Annotated in this window: 16 protein-coding genes and 3 tRNA genes; 11 read left to right on the top strand and 8 right to left on the bottom strand. The window is 43.3% G+C overall.

What is annotated here, in order from left to right; all coding sequences use genetic code 11:
• Positions 1–8: 8 nt before the first annotated feature.
• Positions 9–959: a protein translocase subunit SecF gene (gene secF, locus BM232_RS05075; RefSeq protein ID WP_091712098.1), complete on the top strand. Its 951-nt coding sequence runs from the start codon at positions 9–11 to the stop codon at positions 957–959.
• A 28-nt stretch (positions 960–987) separates the two neighbouring features.
• Here the strand turns inward: secF and BM232_RS05070 are convergent, their stop codons facing one another.
• Positions 988–1,242, bottom strand: coding sequence for a hypothetical protein (locus tag BM232_RS05070; protein WP_091712097.1), 255 nt, complete (start codon positions 1,240–1,242; stop codon positions 988–990).
• A 281-nt stretch (positions 1,243–1,523) separates the two neighbouring features.
• On the opposite strand from BM232_RS05070, the gene BM232_RS05065 reads away from it, so the two are divergent.
• From BM232_RS05065 to BM232_RS05040, 6 genes are all read left to right on the top strand, one after another.
• On the top strand, positions 1,524–2,330 hold the full coding sequence (locus tag BM232_RS05065) for an ABC transporter substrate-binding protein (RefSeq protein WP_091712096.1): 807 nt from the start codon (positions 1,524–1,526) through the stop codon (positions 2,328–2,330).
• 16 nt (positions 2,331–2,346) lie between these two features.
• Positions 2,347–3,303 carry a glutaminyl-peptide cyclotransferase gene (locus BM232_RS05060; RefSeq protein WP_245752818.1) on the top strand — a complete coding sequence of 319 codons (957 nt, stop codon included), beginning with the start codon at positions 2,347–2,349 and terminating at the stop codon, positions 3,301–3,303.
• A gap of 89 nt (positions 3,304–3,392) precedes the next feature.
• Positions 3,393–3,929, top strand: coding sequence for a hypothetical protein (locus BM232_RS05055; protein WP_143092261.1), 537 nt, complete (start codon positions 3,393–3,395; stop codon positions 3,927–3,929).
• The gene (gene mpl, locus BM232_RS05050) at positions 3,929–5,272 is read left to right on the top strand and encodes a UDP-N-acetylmuramate:L-alanyl-gamma-D-glutamyl-meso-diaminopimelate ligase (protein ID WP_091712093.1); all 1,344 of its coding nucleotides are present in this window, start codon (positions 3,929–3,931) and stop codon (positions 5,270–5,272) included. Before BM232_RS05055 ends, mpl begins: the two co-directional genes overlap by 1 nt.
• Before the next feature lie 2 nt (positions 5,273–5,274).
• Entirely contained in the window at positions 5,275–5,883 is a 609-nt protein-coding gene (locus tag BM232_RS05045; RefSeq protein WP_091712092.1) for a UbiX family flavin prenyltransferase, read from the top strand.
• 69 nt (positions 5,884–5,952) lie between these two features.
• Positions 5,953–7,623, top strand: a complete 1,671-nt coding sequence (locus BM232_RS05040) for a formate--tetrahydrofolate ligase (protein ID WP_091712091.1) — start codon at positions 5,953–5,955, stop codon at positions 7,621–7,623.
• A gap of 120 nt (positions 7,624–7,743) precedes the next feature.
• Here the strand turns inward: BM232_RS05040 and djlA are convergent, their stop codons facing one another.
• Genes djlA through hslV form a run of 7 tightly spaced genes read right to left on the bottom strand, consistent with a single transcriptional unit; the run spans position 7,744 to position 13,893 of the window.
• The gene (gene djlA / locus BM232_RS05035) at positions 7,744–8,577 is read right to left on the bottom strand and encodes a co-chaperone DjlA (RefSeq protein ID WP_091712090.1); all 834 of its coding nucleotides are present in this window, start codon (positions 8,575–8,577) and stop codon (positions 7,744–7,746) included.
• Positions 8,578–8,582: 5 nt separating this feature from the next.
• On the bottom strand, positions 8,583–10,253 hold the full coding sequence (ubiB, locus tag BM232_RS05030) for a ubiquinone biosynthesis regulatory protein kinase UbiB (RefSeq protein WP_091712089.1): 1,671 nt from the start codon (positions 10,251–10,253) through the stop codon (positions 8,583–8,585).
• Between the two features lie 46 nt (positions 10,254–10,299).
• On the bottom strand, positions 10,300–10,890 hold the full coding sequence (locus BM232_RS05025; RefSeq protein ID WP_091712088.1) for a ubiquinone biosynthesis accessory factor UbiJ: 591 nt from the start codon (positions 10,888–10,890) through the stop codon (positions 10,300–10,302).
• A 4-nt stretch (positions 10,891–10,894) separates the two neighbouring features.
• Positions 10,895–11,641 (bottom strand): bifunctional demethylmenaquinone methyltransferase/2-methoxy-6-polyprenyl-1,4-benzoquinol methylase UbiE, encoded by a 747-nt coding sequence (ubiE, locus tag BM232_RS05020; protein WP_091712087.1) that lies wholly within the window; start codon positions 11,639–11,641, stop codon positions 10,895–10,897.
• An 11-nt stretch (positions 11,642–11,652) separates the two neighbouring features.
• Positions 11,653–12,012: a gamma-butyrobetaine hydroxylase family protein gene (locus BM232_RS05015; RefSeq protein WP_091712086.1), complete on the bottom strand. Its 360-nt coding sequence runs from the start codon at positions 12,010–12,012 to the stop codon at positions 11,653–11,655.
• A gap of 10 nt (positions 12,013–12,022) precedes the next feature.
• The gene (hslU, locus tag BM232_RS05010; protein ID WP_091712085.1) at positions 12,023–13,342 is read right to left on the bottom strand and encodes an ATP-dependent protease ATPase subunit HslU; all 1,320 of its coding nucleotides are present in this window, start codon (positions 13,340–13,342) and stop codon (positions 12,023–12,025) included.
• An 8-nt stretch (positions 13,343–13,350) separates the two neighbouring features.
• Positions 13,351–13,893 carry an ATP-dependent protease subunit HslV gene (hslV, locus tag BM232_RS05005; RefSeq protein WP_091712084.1) on the bottom strand — a complete coding sequence of 181 codons (543 nt, stop codon included), beginning with the start codon at positions 13,891–13,893 and terminating at the stop codon, positions 13,351–13,353.
• Positions 13,894–14,084: 191 nt separating this feature from the next.
• On the opposite strand from hslV, the gene BM232_RS05000 reads away from it, so the two are divergent.
• From BM232_RS05000 to BM232_RS04985, 4 genes are all read left to right on the top strand, one after another.
• A tRNA-Tyr gene (locus tag BM232_RS05000) sits at positions 14,085–14,169 on the top strand.
• Positions 14,170–14,194: 25 nt separating this feature from the next.
• Positions 14,195–14,268 (top strand) — tRNA-Gly (locus BM232_RS04995).
• A gap of 21 nt (positions 14,269–14,289) precedes the next feature.
• Positions 14,290–14,365, top strand: a tRNA-Thr gene (locus tag BM232_RS04990).
• A 77-nt stretch (positions 14,366–14,442) separates the two neighbouring features.
• On the top strand, positions 14,443–15,118 hold a 676-nt coding region (locus tag BM232_RS04985), incomplete at its 3' end, for a GTP-binding protein (RefSeq protein ID WP_143092260.1).

Raw genomic sequence — 15,118 nt, 5'->3', positions numbered from 1 at the left:
TCATCTTCATGCAGTTTTTTAATAAACAAACGCATATCAAATTTATGTCCAAACGCTGGCTTGCCATAGCGTTTTCGAGCACATTACTGATCGTGTCTATTGGGTCATTGATAACACAAGGTTTAACCTTTGGTATTGATTTTACCGGTGGCACGATGATCGAGCTGGGTTATCAGGAGCCCGCTAACCTAGAGAAGATTCGTTCAAGTCTGCAAAATGGTGGTTACCCAGAAGCGGTCGTGCAGAATTTTGGATCAATTCATGATGTTCTTGTTCGTCTACCTATCGTTGAAACCAAGAACATGGCAGAAATTAGTAATAATGTGGTTTCCTTATTACAAGTTGATTCCGGTAGTCCGATTGATGTGCGTCGTGTGGAATTCGTTGGGCCTCAGGTTGGGGATGATCTGACTGAACAAGGCGGCTTAGCTGTTTTATACGCCTTAATTGGTATTCTGATTTATGTGGCTTTCCGTTTTGAATATCGCTTTGCGATTGCTTCAGTAGCGGCACTGGTACATGACGTTATTATTACCTTGGGCTTTTTCTCGATTACTCATGTCGAATTTGATTTGACCGTACTGGCTGCCGTTTTGGCCATTATTGGTTATTCATTGAATGATACGATTGTTGTTTTTGACAGGGTGCGTGAAGGCTTTTTGAAGATTCGAAAAGCGACTGCAGAAGAAGTACTTGATACCTCTCTGAATGAGACATTGAGCAGAACCTTGATGACATCATTCACAACGCTATTGGTTGTATTTGCCCTGTTTATTCTGGGTGGTGAGGTTATTCATTCATTTGCTGAAGCTTTACTGCTAGGCATTATGATTGGTACCTACTCATCAATCTATGTGGCGAGTTCCGCGGTACTATTTATGGGTGTGAGTAAAGAGGATTTACTACCGCCGGTGAAAGAAAGTGACCAGGAAATTGGCGAAGACGGAAGTCAGGTCTAACAAAAAAGCCCGAGAAATCGGGCTTTTTTTATGAGTGAATGTTTTGGTCGTTAAAGCGTAATTCTTTACTAATCGTTATTGTGGCTGGTTTAGAACGCCGTCTTGATTGAATAGACACCACTTTTCCTGACCGTTCTGCTTCATCTCTTATTGCGGCTTGCTCTTTGGTTTCAATAGACAATATCCGCACACCACTACAATCACTACGGAAACTCATGAAGGTGACAAACTCTTCAAGACTTTCCTGCGTTTGTTGAACCTGAAGACGATATTGCTTATTCATAAAAACTAACCTGTTGTGATAATCAAGATATCGACCCTCTTTTGGATTTCTTGAATATAAAGCTTTCTTCATATAGTGGTTGTTTTAAACCAATAATGGCTGTCATCAATAAAACAGGAAAAACTCCTAAGGTCTAACGGCCAGTTTTACTGACACAATAGCCCCTATAAGCGAACTTTCTAAATGAGATGTGCTCTACAAGATTGAGGAATTTGCTGATTTCAGCAGCTACCCGATTCTGTATGGTTAGAAATAACAAGTAAAATAAAAATGGAGAGATTATGAGTAAGTTAAAAAAGCTGGGTTTAATTGTTTTATTTATCTGGCCGCAAATTATTTTTGCCAACCCGATTAATGTCACTCTTCATTATATTGGCCCAACAGATGGGCAGGTTTGGGCCGGAGTACAGCAAGGGCTGTCTGAAGCGAACTTACAGGGACAGTTTTTAGGACAAAACTATCAAGTCAAAAATATTACAGAAGAAGAGCTTGCCGCATTACCTCAATCTGAAATAACAGCCGTTTTAGTAGGCACAGATGCTAAACATATTCTGGAAATTGCAAAAATGAAGAAGTTAGCTTATGTCCCGGTTTTTAACTTAAGCTCGGATGCGGATGGATTACGTCAGGCATGTTTGTCTAACTTATTGAATATACCTTTGAGTAAACAAATGAAAACAGATGCTTTAGCACAATGGCAGGCAAAGAATCCTGATACGTTGGTCACAGCTCATGCATGGCATCATGACTTTGTTAAGTTTGCTGCATCGCAATTGAATAATCGATTCACTAAAAATCATAAGACACAAATGGACGATGATGCCTGGGCTGGTTGGGCCGCGGTAAAAATGTTGTCAGATACTGTTGCCAGAACCCAAAAGACTGATGCTGCAGATATGTTGAACTACCTTAAAAATGATTTGTCATTTGACGGGCAAAAAGGGGATACCGCGACATTCAGAGAAACAGGGCAGTTGCGTCAGATCGTATTATTGATAGATAAGGACGATAACATTGTCGCTGAAGCGCCGTTGAGAGGTGTAAAAGGTGGTTTAGATAGTCTTGGAATGGTTACCTGTAAAAAATAATCAGAGAGAAGGAAGCATGATGAAATTAAAAAATATCTTATTAACAACATTGATTATGGCCAGTACAGCAGTGTGGGCTGAGCCATCACACCGTGTTTTTGTCACTAATGAAAAAGATAATACGGTGAGTGTTATTGATACAAAAACCAATGAAGTGACAAACACTATTAATATCGGGGAGCGTCCAAGAGGGATTGGCTTATCACCTGATCAAAAGCTACTTTATGTAGCTATTAGTGAAGAAGGTGCAATCGCAGTTGTCGACTTAGATACCCTGAAAGTGGTTAAAAAGCTGGATGCTGGAGAGGATCCAGAAACATTTGATGTGGCGCCAAACGGCAATATATACATTTCAAACGAAGATGATGCGCAAGCTAGCGTTATCGATCCAAAAACAGGCAAAATTATTGAAGTGATTCCTGTTGGCCTAGAACCCGAAGGTGTTGCTGTTTCACCTGATGGCAGTTTAGCGCTTGTGACTAGTGAGTCCACCAATATGGTTCATGTGATCGATACGGCTAAACATAAAGTGGTAAAAAATATTTTAGTGGCTGCCCGTCCCCGTGGTCTCGCATTTAATAGTGACGGCTCGCTGGCTTACTCAACCAGTGAAGTCGGTAATGAAGTGACAATTATTGATACAAAATCGTTGTCCATTATTAAACAGGCTTCTATTGATTTACCTAACTCCAAGCCGATGGATATTGCCGTTAGTCCAGATGATAAAACTATCTATGTCACAACCGGTCGTGGTAATTCCGTCGTTGTTTTAGATGCAAAAACACTGGAAATGAAAGCAAATGTGCCAGTTGGCAAACGTGTATGGGGCTTAGGTATGACGCGTGATGGTTCACGTTTATACACAGCAGATGGTGTAAGTAGTACTGTGTCAGTTGTGGATACAGCAACAAACAAAACAATTAAAACGATCGAAGTGGGCAAATTCCCATGGGGGGTTGTTGTTGATGACTAAATATTGATATCGACTACAAAAACCCGGCTTTTTTGCCGGGTTTTTTATTTCTCTGTGAAAAAAGTCATTAAATACTTTGTTCCCTTTAGTTGACACGTTATTATGCCGTGATGATTAAAGTGATTCAGCGACTTTTCCAGGTTTGTTTATTTAAAGCAAGTCCCGCCGATATTCCGGCATCTTCAATATTAGTGAACTTTAGTATTGTCAGCTATTTTGTCGTTGGCGTACTGGTTAGCCATATTGATCACAATTGGACAATTAGTTTAGTCGCGAGTCTGGCTGATTCGCTAATGCTAATTATCACGACAAAAATCTTATTATCGATTCGTGGTTTACCTTATCGCTTCGAGCAAACTGTAACTGCGATGGCAGGTACCGGTGCATTAATTGGCATGATTAGTTGGCCAGTTTTTTTATTATTCCGACAGGTAGAGCCTCATAGTCAGATAACCAGTATTATCTTATTGCTGGTACTTATTGTTATTTTCTGGAGTTTATTTGTTGTTGCACATATCTTCAGGTATGCACTTGATATCCGACCCGGTTTGGCAGCGGTGATAACGACGGTTTACACCATTGCTACGCTGATTGTGGTTGGACTCACTATTTCAGGAGTTGCGTAATGCATATTCATATACTGGGGATTTGTGGCACATTTATGGGTGGACTTGCCATTTTAGCCAGAGAGCTTGGTATGACGGTGAGTGGTTCAGATGCCAATGTTTATCCACCGATGAGTGATCAACTTGCTGCTGCAGGGATCGATGTCAGGGAAGGATATAAACCTGAACATTTAGAACCGGCGCCTGACTTGGTAGTGATGGGTAATGCCATGTCACGTGGTAACCCAGCTGTAGAGTATGTGTTAAACAAAGGGCTTCCTTATGTTTCTGGACCACAATGGCTGAATGAACATGTACTGCAAGGCAAGTGGGTTTTAGCTGTTTCAGGAACACACGGAAAAACCACCACAAGCAGTTTATTAGCGTGGATACTCGAGCATGCCGATATGGCTCCTGGTTTTCTTATTGGTGGCGTACCTGATAATTTTGGCGAAACAGCGCGTTTGGGCAAAACACCCTTTTTCGTGATTGAGGCAGATGAGTACGATACGGCGTTTTTTGATAAGCGTTCTAAATTTGTCCATTACATGCCCAGAACATTGATTATTAATAATCTTGAATTTGACCACGCTGATATTTTTGATGATTTGGCAGCTATTCAAAAACAGTTTCATCATTTAGTACGGACTGTGCCTGAGCAAGGTTTGATTCTTTCGCCACAAGACAAAGCCATTGAGCATGTTTTTAATATGGGGTGTTGGACACCACGGCAAACCCTGGGAGCTGATGGTGATTGGCAAGCAACATTATTGAAGAATGATGGTAGCGAGTTTGAAGTAAGCTATGGTGACTCTAGCGGTCATGTCGTGTGGGATATGCTCGGTCAGCATAATGTGAGTAATGCGCTTGCGGCAATAGCGGCAGCACACCATGTTGGTGTTACGATTGAACACGCTTGTGAAGCGCTGTCGGTGTTTGCAGGTGTTAAACGCCGGCTGGAACTGAAAGGCGAAATTAATAATATTCGTGTGTATGATGACTTTGCTCATCATCCAACTGCTATAGCCACCACTATTGCCGGTTTGAGAGCAAAAGTGGGGAATCGTCGACTGATTGCTGTACTCGAGCCTCGCTCGAATACCATGAAAATGGGTGTGCATCAGGAAACATTAGCTCAGTCTTTAATTCAGGCGGACAGAGTATTATTGCTTCAGGATGCTGATTTGAAATGGTCATTAAAACAAGTGACAGAAACATTAGGCGATCATGTCAGTGTATTTGATTCAGTTGATGCTATTGTTAAAACAATCAGCAATGAAGCACAGTCTGGTGATGAAATTTTAGTGATGAGTAATGGTGGCTTTGGTGGTATTCACCAACGGATATTAGAGGCGATTGCTTAATTATGTTAGATCAGCAGCAGATCGCACTGGCCATTACAGGCGCTTCCGGCGCACCTTATGCAAAGCGTTTACTTGAAGTGCTTTTACAACAGGGGTTAACTGTTCACTTAATGATTTCCACTGCAGGCAGAATAGTGCTTGCTGATGAGCTTAATTGGAAATTACCCGCAAGGGCTAGTGATGTGCAAACGAAATTAGCTCAAGAATTTAACTGCCAGCCTGAACAGTTACTGGTTTATGGTGAACAACAGTGGTCATCGCCATTGGCAAGCGGATCTCATCGTGTGCCAACTATGATTGTCTGTCCATGTACCATGGGCACCTTATCGGCTATCGCCTGTGGCCAGAGTGATAATTTGATAAACCGTGCTGCCGATGTGATGCTCAAAGAAGATCGTAAGTTAATCGTAGTACCGAGAGAAGCACCTTTTTCGGTTATTCATCTGGAAAATATGCTGAAGCTTGCTAAACTCGGTGTCTGTATCTTACCTCCCAACCCTGGCTTTTATTTTAATCCCACATCATTAAATGAATTAGTCGACTTTGTTGTTGCACGCATACTGGACCAAGCCAAAATAGAACATGATCTGATGCCACGCTGGGGTGACTAATATGGTATTCGGGATTCCCTCGTAACTCACGTATAATGTGGTTTAAATTTAACGCCGTTCAGGAAAACCATGTCAGATATTGAAATTGCCCAACAGGCCTCAATGCAGGACGTCACTAGTCTAGCTGAAAAAAAGCTTGGCCTTGCCTCACATCATATTGACCCATATGGACGTTTCAAAGCCAAAGTCTCTTTGGATGTGATGAATGAGATGGCATCGAAAGCAGATGGCAAGTTGATTTTAGTGACGGCTATCAGCCCGACGCCGGCTGGTGAGGGCAAAACCACGACGACGATTGGTTTGAGTGATGCACTGAACCGAATTGGCAAAAAATCGATTGTTTGTGTACGTGAGCCATCAATGGGCCCATGTTTTGGAATGAAAGGTGGAGCGGCCGGCGGAGGGTACGCGCAGGTTGTTCCTATGGAAGATATTAATCTTCACTTTACCGGCGATCTACACGCTATTGCGTCAGCACATAATTTATTATCAGCGATGATCGATAACCATATTCATCATGGAAATGCACTGCAGTTAGATGCAAGGCGTATCGTCTGGCAGCGGGTTATGGACATGAATGATCGCGCGCTACGGGATATCGTGGTTGGAATGGGGGGCACTGCTAACGGTTATTTACGTGAAGAACGTTTTGATATTGTGGTGGCCTCTGAAGTGATGGCGATCTTTTGTTTATCGAACTCACTACAAGAATTAAAACAACGCCTTGGTGATATTTTAATTGCTTATTCGGTAGATGGGACGCCACGTTATGCCCGTGAGATTATGGCTCATGGCGCTATGGCTGCATTATTGAAAGAAGCCATTAAGCCAAATCTGGTTCAGACTTTGGAAAATAATCCTGCCTTTGTACACGGTGGGCCTTTTGCCAATATCGCTCATGGCTGTAATTCCGTCATCTCTACCAAGATGGCGCTAAAACTAGGTGATTACGTTGTCACTGAAGCCGGGTTTGGTGCGGACTTAGGTGCTGAGAAGTTTATTAATATTAAGTGCCGTAAAGCCGGAATCAAGCCCGATATGGCAGTGGTTGTCGCCACAGTAAAAGCCTTGAAATATCATGGTGGACTGGAACTCAAACAACTTGGCGAAGAAAATCTGGATGCCTTAAATAACGGGCTTGCTAATTTGAAACGTCACTTAAATAATCTACAAAATGAGTTTGGTTTGCGTTGTATTGTCGCTATCAATCATTTTATTAACGACAGCGATGCCGAGATTGAACTTATCAAGTCGGCGGTAAAAGAGATGGGGGCAGAGGCTATCCTTGCTCGCCATTGGGCCGAAGGTGGTGCGGGCGCTGAAACTCTGGCAAAACGTGTAGTTGAGATGCTGGATACTCATGCCGAACCTTGCCAGTTGTTATACCCGGATAGTCTCCCTCTATGGGATAAAATCAATGAAGTCGCTAAACGTTTATACGGTACCGGCCAGGTCGTTGCTGATAAAAAAGTGATGGATAAAATCGCAATGCTCAATCAGCAGCATGGTGATATACCCGTTTGTATGGCAAAAACACCTTATTCCTTTAGCAGTGATCCCAGCTTACGTGGAACAGCAGAGAACCACACACTGACAATTCGTGATGTACGACTTTCACATGGCGCTGGCTTCCTGGTTGTTCTTTGTGGTGATGTGATGACAATGCCTGGATTGCCAAAACATCCTGCAGCAGAGCGGATTGATATTGATGAGAACGGTTCAATAGTAGGGTTATTCTAATTGGGTTCGAGGCTGGGGGAAGGGAGAACCCAATAGATAGTTTCTTGATTTAAAGTCACACGCTGCCGCGTGTGACTTTAAAAATAATATAAAATTAAAGGCAAACACTGCCTTAGAAAATCAGTTCAATCCGCGAGATTTTTTGATTAAATCATAAGCCAATTGAATTTCTTTAGCTTGCTCAGTAGCAACGGCAATCATATCTTCAGGTACACCTTGGCCCATTAATTTGTCAGGATGATACTGACTCATTAATTTACGATAAGCGCGTTTAATTTCCTGATTGGAGCTTTGCTCTGTTACGCCCAGTGCTTTATAGGCTTCCGCAAGATCATTGACTGATGAACGTTGTTGGCCTGTTGAATACTGTTGTTGATAGCCGCTCGAGAAATTAGCCTGGCTTAGCACCATATCAAGGATACGATTAAACTCAGCTCGACTATAACCCAGCTGTGCTGAAACCTGCTCCAGAATCTGTCTTTCTTGCGGATCGAGTTTGCCATCAGCCAGAGCCATCACCGTCAGATAGACCAGTAAGACTTGTTTTAAATTAAAGGTGTTACCACAGTGCTGTTTAAATTTAGTCACTGTTTCGTTGATATCAAAGTCGGGTTCAGCGCCACGCTTGAACTGACGAATCGCTTCTTGTCTATGCTCGCCAGACATGCCCATTTTTTTGATAAAGGCTTCAACATGATCGATTTCAACCTGACTGATACGACCATCCGCTTTCGCTAATGTGCCCATTAATACAAACACGGTTTCCAGGAAAACGGCTTGACGATTCTGGTTAGTAAAAGGGTTGGCACCACCAAGCCCATAAGCGCGTACACGATCAGCAAAACCACCAAAGAAAAGGCCAATCAACGCGCCAAAAATGCCGAGAATCAGTAAACCAACACTCATAGTACTTAACAATAAAAAGCCTAAAATCAGGCCTATCCACTTAAACATAACAATTAACTTTTCTTTGAAATACTAAAATAAATGAGGCCAAGCCCCCATAAACCAAACACCCAGCTTAGAATAGGGAGGCCGGCAAACATCGTCGTCGCATAACCATCAAGCCCGGTAATCACTGCAGCCCCCACCAGGAAAGCAGCACCGGCTGTTGCAGCAGCACTACGGTAGCTGGCTTGTTTGATTTCTTTACGTAGCTGCTGGATATCAGCTGAAGCTAAATTTACGTTAAATTGGCCTTCCTGAGCACGTTTACTCAAGTCATATAAGAGACGTGGCATTTCCGGTAATGTTTCAGCCCAATGAGGCGCTTCTTGTTGTAACGTTCTTAAAGCTGCCTGCCAGCCCATTTTTTCTTTCATCCATGATTCTAAAATCGGCTTGGCTGTTTTCCAGAGGTCCAGGTCCGGATAGAGATCACGTCCGAGGCCTTCAATATTGAGTAAGGTTTTTTGCAATAGAACCAGTTGTGGCTGAACTTCCATATTAAAACGACGTGCTGTTTGAAACAGCCTTAACAACAGCTGTCCGAATGAAATTTCTTTTAGTGGTCTGGCGAAAATAGGCTCACAAACACTTCTTATAGCCGCTTCAAACTCATCCAGCCGAGTGTCAGCAGGCACCCAACCAGATTGCACGTGTAACTCTGCAACGCGACGGTAATCATGATTAAAAAAGGCAAGAAAGTTCTCAGCAAGATAGCGTTGATCATCGGGTGATAAGGTTCCCATAATGCCAAAGTCTACAGCCACATAACGGGGATTTTTAGGATCGGTACTATCCACCATGATATTGCCAGGGTGCATATCGGCATGGAAAAAACTATGTTTGAATACTTGGGTGAAAAATATTTCAACACCCATTTCAGCTAGTTTTGCCATATCCACGCCTTTTGCTATCAAACCTTCGGTATCGCTAATAGGCGTGCCATAGATACGTTCCTGAACCAGGATATTGGGCTTGGTCAGTTTCCAGTATATTTTCGGAACGTAAAGTAAGGTGGTGCCTTCAAAGTTACGTTGTAGCTGTGAGGCCGAGGATGCTTCGCGTAACATGTCGAGTTCATCAAACAGGTTCTTTTCAAGCTCAGCAACGATTTCCCTCGGACGCAGGCGTTTGCCTTCAGACCAATAACGTTCCGCGAAGGAGGCCAAGGTATACAGCAGGGCAATATCACGTTTAATAATAGGTTCTATGCCTGGACGGACCAGCTTTATGACAACCTGTTCACCGCTTTTTAAAGTCGCGGCATGGACTTGCGCAATAGAAGCTGAAGCTAGGGGCTCTGGTTCGATATGGGTAAATAATTCATTCAGAGATTCTGCTTCATACGCTTTATCGATGAGCTGCTTTGCTTGTTCGGCGGGGAAGGGAGCGACCTGATCCTGTAATTTTGCTAATGAATTCGCTATATCCGGTGGTAATAGATCCCGACGCGTTGATAATACCTGACCAAATTTGACAAAAATCGGGCCTAAGTCCTGTAGTGCCAGTCTTAACCTTTCGCCTCTTGGAAGTGTTGATTGTTTATTACGCCAGCGATGGGGTGATAAAAAACTAAAATAACGAAGTGGACGTAACAGATGAATCGCTTTGATCACTTCGTCCAGGCGATGTTTTGCCAGGACATGATTGATTTGAATCAGTCTGGATAACTGATTAGCCTTCATTAATGGCTCCTTACATGGATATAGCTGTGGTCAGTGCTCAAGTGAATCAAGGATGTTTTTCCAGCCGATTGATACGTGCCTCAAGCCGATCAATATCAGCCTTAATCTTATCGACATCATTCATGAAATCATCGATTTGAATCTTATCCGGCAAAATATGGGCTTCTTCACGAAGGTATTCAGAAAATGACATAGACAAGGAATGTTGGGTTGCATTCAGCCATGAAAAACCTTGTTTGATGGCATAGTTCAGCGGTTGAGCAATCACATCCCCTGTAACATTGGCAATTTGTTGTTCCCAGTCAAAGTCAAAACCATCCAAAACATCTTGCAGTTGTTTGGCAAATTGCACATTTCCGTGGATATGAATCTCATTGGAGAACAAATGTTCTGGATGTTTGGCAAGTTTTAGCAAACTCATCGCATTGGCGGTGATTAATAAATCTGCGTTTTCTTCATCATTATGGGTCAGCTTGATCACTGACTGATGAAAAGATACATGTATATATTGCTGCCAGTTCTGAATATGAATCACGATGACATGATTTTCAAAAGCCTTAAGGCGTTCGCGAGTTTCAGGATCCTGTTTTAATGCCTGATTAACAGCCAATTCGATAGGGCGTAATAATATGGCCATAAGTTTAGAATTTATAACCGCGATGAAGTGAAACGATGCCGGCCGTCATATTGTGATATTCACAACGTTCAAAGCCCACATCAATCATCATTTGTTTTAAGGTTTCCTGATCCGGGTGCATACGGATTGATTCAGCCAGATAGCGGTAACTTTCTTCATCGCCAGTAAAAATCTTCCCGAGTTGTGGCAGAATTTTAAAGGAATAAGCATCATAAACGGGCGCCATCCACTCAGCAGGTTTAGAAAACTCCAAGACCATCAGTTGACCACCTGGTTTCAGTACGCGGTACATTGAAGCGAGAGCTTTATCTTTATCTGTGACATTACGCAAACCAAAGGCGATGGTAATACAGTTAAAGCTATTGTCAGGAAACGGCAGGGATTCCGCATTGGCTTGAACGTATTCAATATTGCCAACAATCCCATCATCAGTCAGACGATCACGGCCAACATTCAGCATAGATGCATTAATATCAGCTAGTACAACTTTACCTGTGTCACCAACCAGCTTTGAAAACTTACGGGTTAGATCCCCTGTACCGCCAGCAATGTCTAATACGGTTGCTCCACGCCGTACGCCACTATTCATAATGGTAAAACGTTTCCAGAAGCGATGAATGCCGAGCGACATTAAGTCGTTCATCAAATCATATTTACCCGCAACCGAGTGAAAAACCTCGGCGACATGTTTGGCTTTTTCGGCCGTGGGTACTTCTTTATAACCGAAATGGGTGGTGTCTTTGGCTTCCATAACTTGACCTATTAATTTTGACGCTGATAACCGGCTTTCTGAAGTCGGTTAAGGTAGTCTTGCCATAGAGAATCCTGGTGTATGGCAAGTTCGTACAAATAGTCCCATGTGAACAGACCGCTGTCATGTCCGTCATCAAAAAATAACTTGAGTGCATAATGACCGACAGGCTCTATTTTTTCGAGACCAACGTTTTCTTTATGTGTCTGCAACACTTCTTGTCCAGGACCATGCCCGCGAACCTCTGCTGAAGGTGAGTGGACACGGAGATATTCTGCTGGCAAACGATAGTTCTTGTCGCCATAGCTCAGAGACAAACACTTTGACTGTTTATGTAAGGTGATCTCAGTTGGTAGTGGTGTTTCTGCCATCAGTAATGCCTTATAGGATATAACGTGATAAATCTTCGTCTTCAGCAACAACGGAAAGTTGCTCATTGACATAGTCTTTATCGATGGTGACAGACAAATGTTCCTCGCTACCAGCCTCATATGAAATCTGTTCTAACAATTTCTCCAGCATAGTGTGTAAACGACGGGCACCAATGTTTTCCGTCTTTTCATTGACTTCCCATGCAAGCTCAGCAATGCGTTCAATGCCGTCATCGGTGAAGTGCAACACAACACCTTCTGTCGCCAGAAGCGCAATATATTGCTCAGTCAGAGAAGCGTCGGGCTCAGTCAGAATACGGACAAAATCTGCAGCAGAGAGGGCATCTAATTCAACGCGAATGGGTAAACGACCTTGTAGCTCAGGTATCAAGTCGGATGGTTTGCTTAAGTGAAATGCGCCCGAAGCGATAAATAAAATATGATCGGTTTTGATCATGCCGTATTTCGTTGAAACAGTACTTCCTTCTACCAATGGTAAAAGGTCTCGTTGTACACCTGCACGGGATACATCCGCATTATTACCGCTTTCACCGCGACCAGTAATTTTATCGATTTCATCCAGAAAAACGATGCCATTTTGCTCGACACTGTCTAACACTTTGGCTTTCAACTCTTCTTCGTTGATAAGTTTCAGTGCTTCCTCTTCAGACAGCAGTCTCATGGCATGAGCCACCGTAATTTTGCGCATACTCTTACGCTGTGAGCCCATATTTTGAAACATTTCTTGTAACTGGTTGGTCATTTCTTCCATACCTGGCGGTGACATGATTTCAACACCGACGTTGGGGGCATTCAGTTCCAGTTCTATTTCACGATCATCGAGTTTGCCCTCGCGTAGCATTTTACGAAAACGCTGACGGGTGGTTGATTCATCTTCTGTTTCAACATCGCGCGCTGGGCGAAGCAGCGCATTCAGAATACGTTCTTCTGCCGCATCTTCAGCTTTGTTTTTTACCGATGATATCGCTTCTTCACGCAACATTTTCATGGCTGTTTCCGCAAGATCACGAATAATTGATTCGACATCACGGCCCACATAACCCACTTCAGTGAATTTGGTTGCTTCAACTTTAATGAATGGCGCATTGGATAATGCTGCGAGTCGTCGGGCAATTTCTGTTTTACCAACGCCGGTTGGGCCAATCATAAGAATATTTTTAGGAGTCACTTCATGCTGAAGTGCAGCATCAAGTTGCTTACGACGCCAGCGGTTACGGAGCGCAATGGCTACGGCTTTTTTAGCTGCCTGTTGTCCAATGATGCGTTTATCGAGTTCGTTAACAATTTGTTTCGGAGTTAATGATTGCATGATAGGTATCAGTTTGAGTCCAGAGTTTCGATTGTAAGGTTGTGATTTGTATAGATGCAGATGTCTGCGGCAATATTCAAGCCTTTTTCTACAATTTCTTTGGCGCTAAGAGAGGTGTTTTGCAATAAGGCGGTTGCTGCGGCTTGAGCAAAAGGGCCACCAGATCCAATAGCAATCAGACCATGTTCTGGTTCAATCACGTCACCATTTCCAGAAATAATAAGGGAGGCTTCTTGGTCCGCTACGGCGAGTAAGGCTTCCAGTCGGCGCATCATTCTGTCCGTGCGCCAATCTTTAGCAAGTTCAAGTGCGCTTCGAGTCAGGTTACCCTGGTGCTTTTCTAGTTTTGCTTCAAAACGTTCAAATAACGTGAAAGCATCTGCGGTGCCACCGGCAAAACCAGCAATAACTTTACCGTGATATAAGCGTCGGACTTTGCGCGCATTGCCTTTCATTATTGTGTTGCCAAGACTGACTTGCCCATCACCACCAATGACGACTTGACCGTCACGGCGATACGAAAGGATGGTCGTACCGCGGTACTGCTCCATAAATATCTCCTGTTTTCTAGAAATTGATACAGATTTTTATATGCTAATAATATACTATTACGGCTTTCATACTTCAGTTAATCACGCGACAGATTTAGCTAAGCTAATCATGAAGACATCAGCTAATCGAGAATTACTGATTTAAGTGTTGACATTAGTGTGAGATTTCCGGACAATGCCACGTCTTTAGTGGAGGGGTTCCCGAGCGGCCAAAGGGATCAGACTGTAAATCTGACGGTTCTACCTTCGAAGGTTCGAATCCTTCCCCCTCCACCATTTAAATATACAAGATGACTGAATTGCGGGTGTAGTTCAATGGTAGAACTCCAGCCTTCCAAGCTGATCACGTGGGTTCGATTCCCATCACCCGCTCCATTTTTGATTGGAAGAATTTAGGCCCGCATAGCTCAGTCGGTAGAGCGCATCCATGGTAAGGATGAGGTCATCAGTTCGATTCTGATTGCGGGCTCCACAATTTGTCTTAGGCAGGGTGTTCCTGCCTGTTTTGATTTTTTGGCTCAATAAAATTTAGTGCCGGGGATACTACTCATGTCTAAAGCAAAATTTGAACGTTCTAAACCCCACGTCAACGTGGGCACTATTGGTCACGTTGACCATGGTAAAACTACGCTGACAGCGGCGATCACCAAAGTATTGGGTGAATTAAGTGGTGGTGAATTCAAAGATTACGCGGATATTGATAACGCACCAGAAGAAAGAGAACGTGGTATCACAATCTCAACCGCTCACGTCGAATACGAAACAGCTAACCGTCACTACGCTCACGTAGACTGCCCAGGCCATGCTGACTATGTTAAAAACATGATCACAGGTGCAGCGCAAATGGACGGCGCGATTCTGGTTGTAAACGCAGCTGACGGTCCTATGCCACAAACACGTGAACACATTCTGTTATCACGTCAGGTAGGTGTACCTTACATCATCGTTTACCTGAACAAAGCTGATATGGTTGATGACGAAGAACTGATTGAATTAGTCGAAATGGAAGTACGTGAGTTGTTAGACAGCTATGACTTCCCAGGTGATGACACCCCAATCATTGTTGGCTCAGCACTGAAAGCCTTAGAAGGCGACACAAGTGAAATTGGTGCACCATCAATCATCCGTTTAGCAGAAGCGATGGACACCTACTTCCCACAACCAGAACGTGCAATTGACGGTGCTTTCCTGATGCCGATTGAAGACGTATTCTCAATCTCAGGTC

The sequence above is a fragment of the Methylophaga sulfidovorans genome (assembly GCF_900114205.1).
In the GTDB taxonomy this organism is placed as follows: domain Bacteria; phylum Pseudomonadota; class Gammaproteobacteria; order Nitrosococcales; family Methylophagaceae; genus Methylophaga; species Methylophaga sulfidovorans.
Note: the sequence above shows the minus strand (reverse complement) of the source record. Positions and strands in the feature narration are given on the sequence as shown.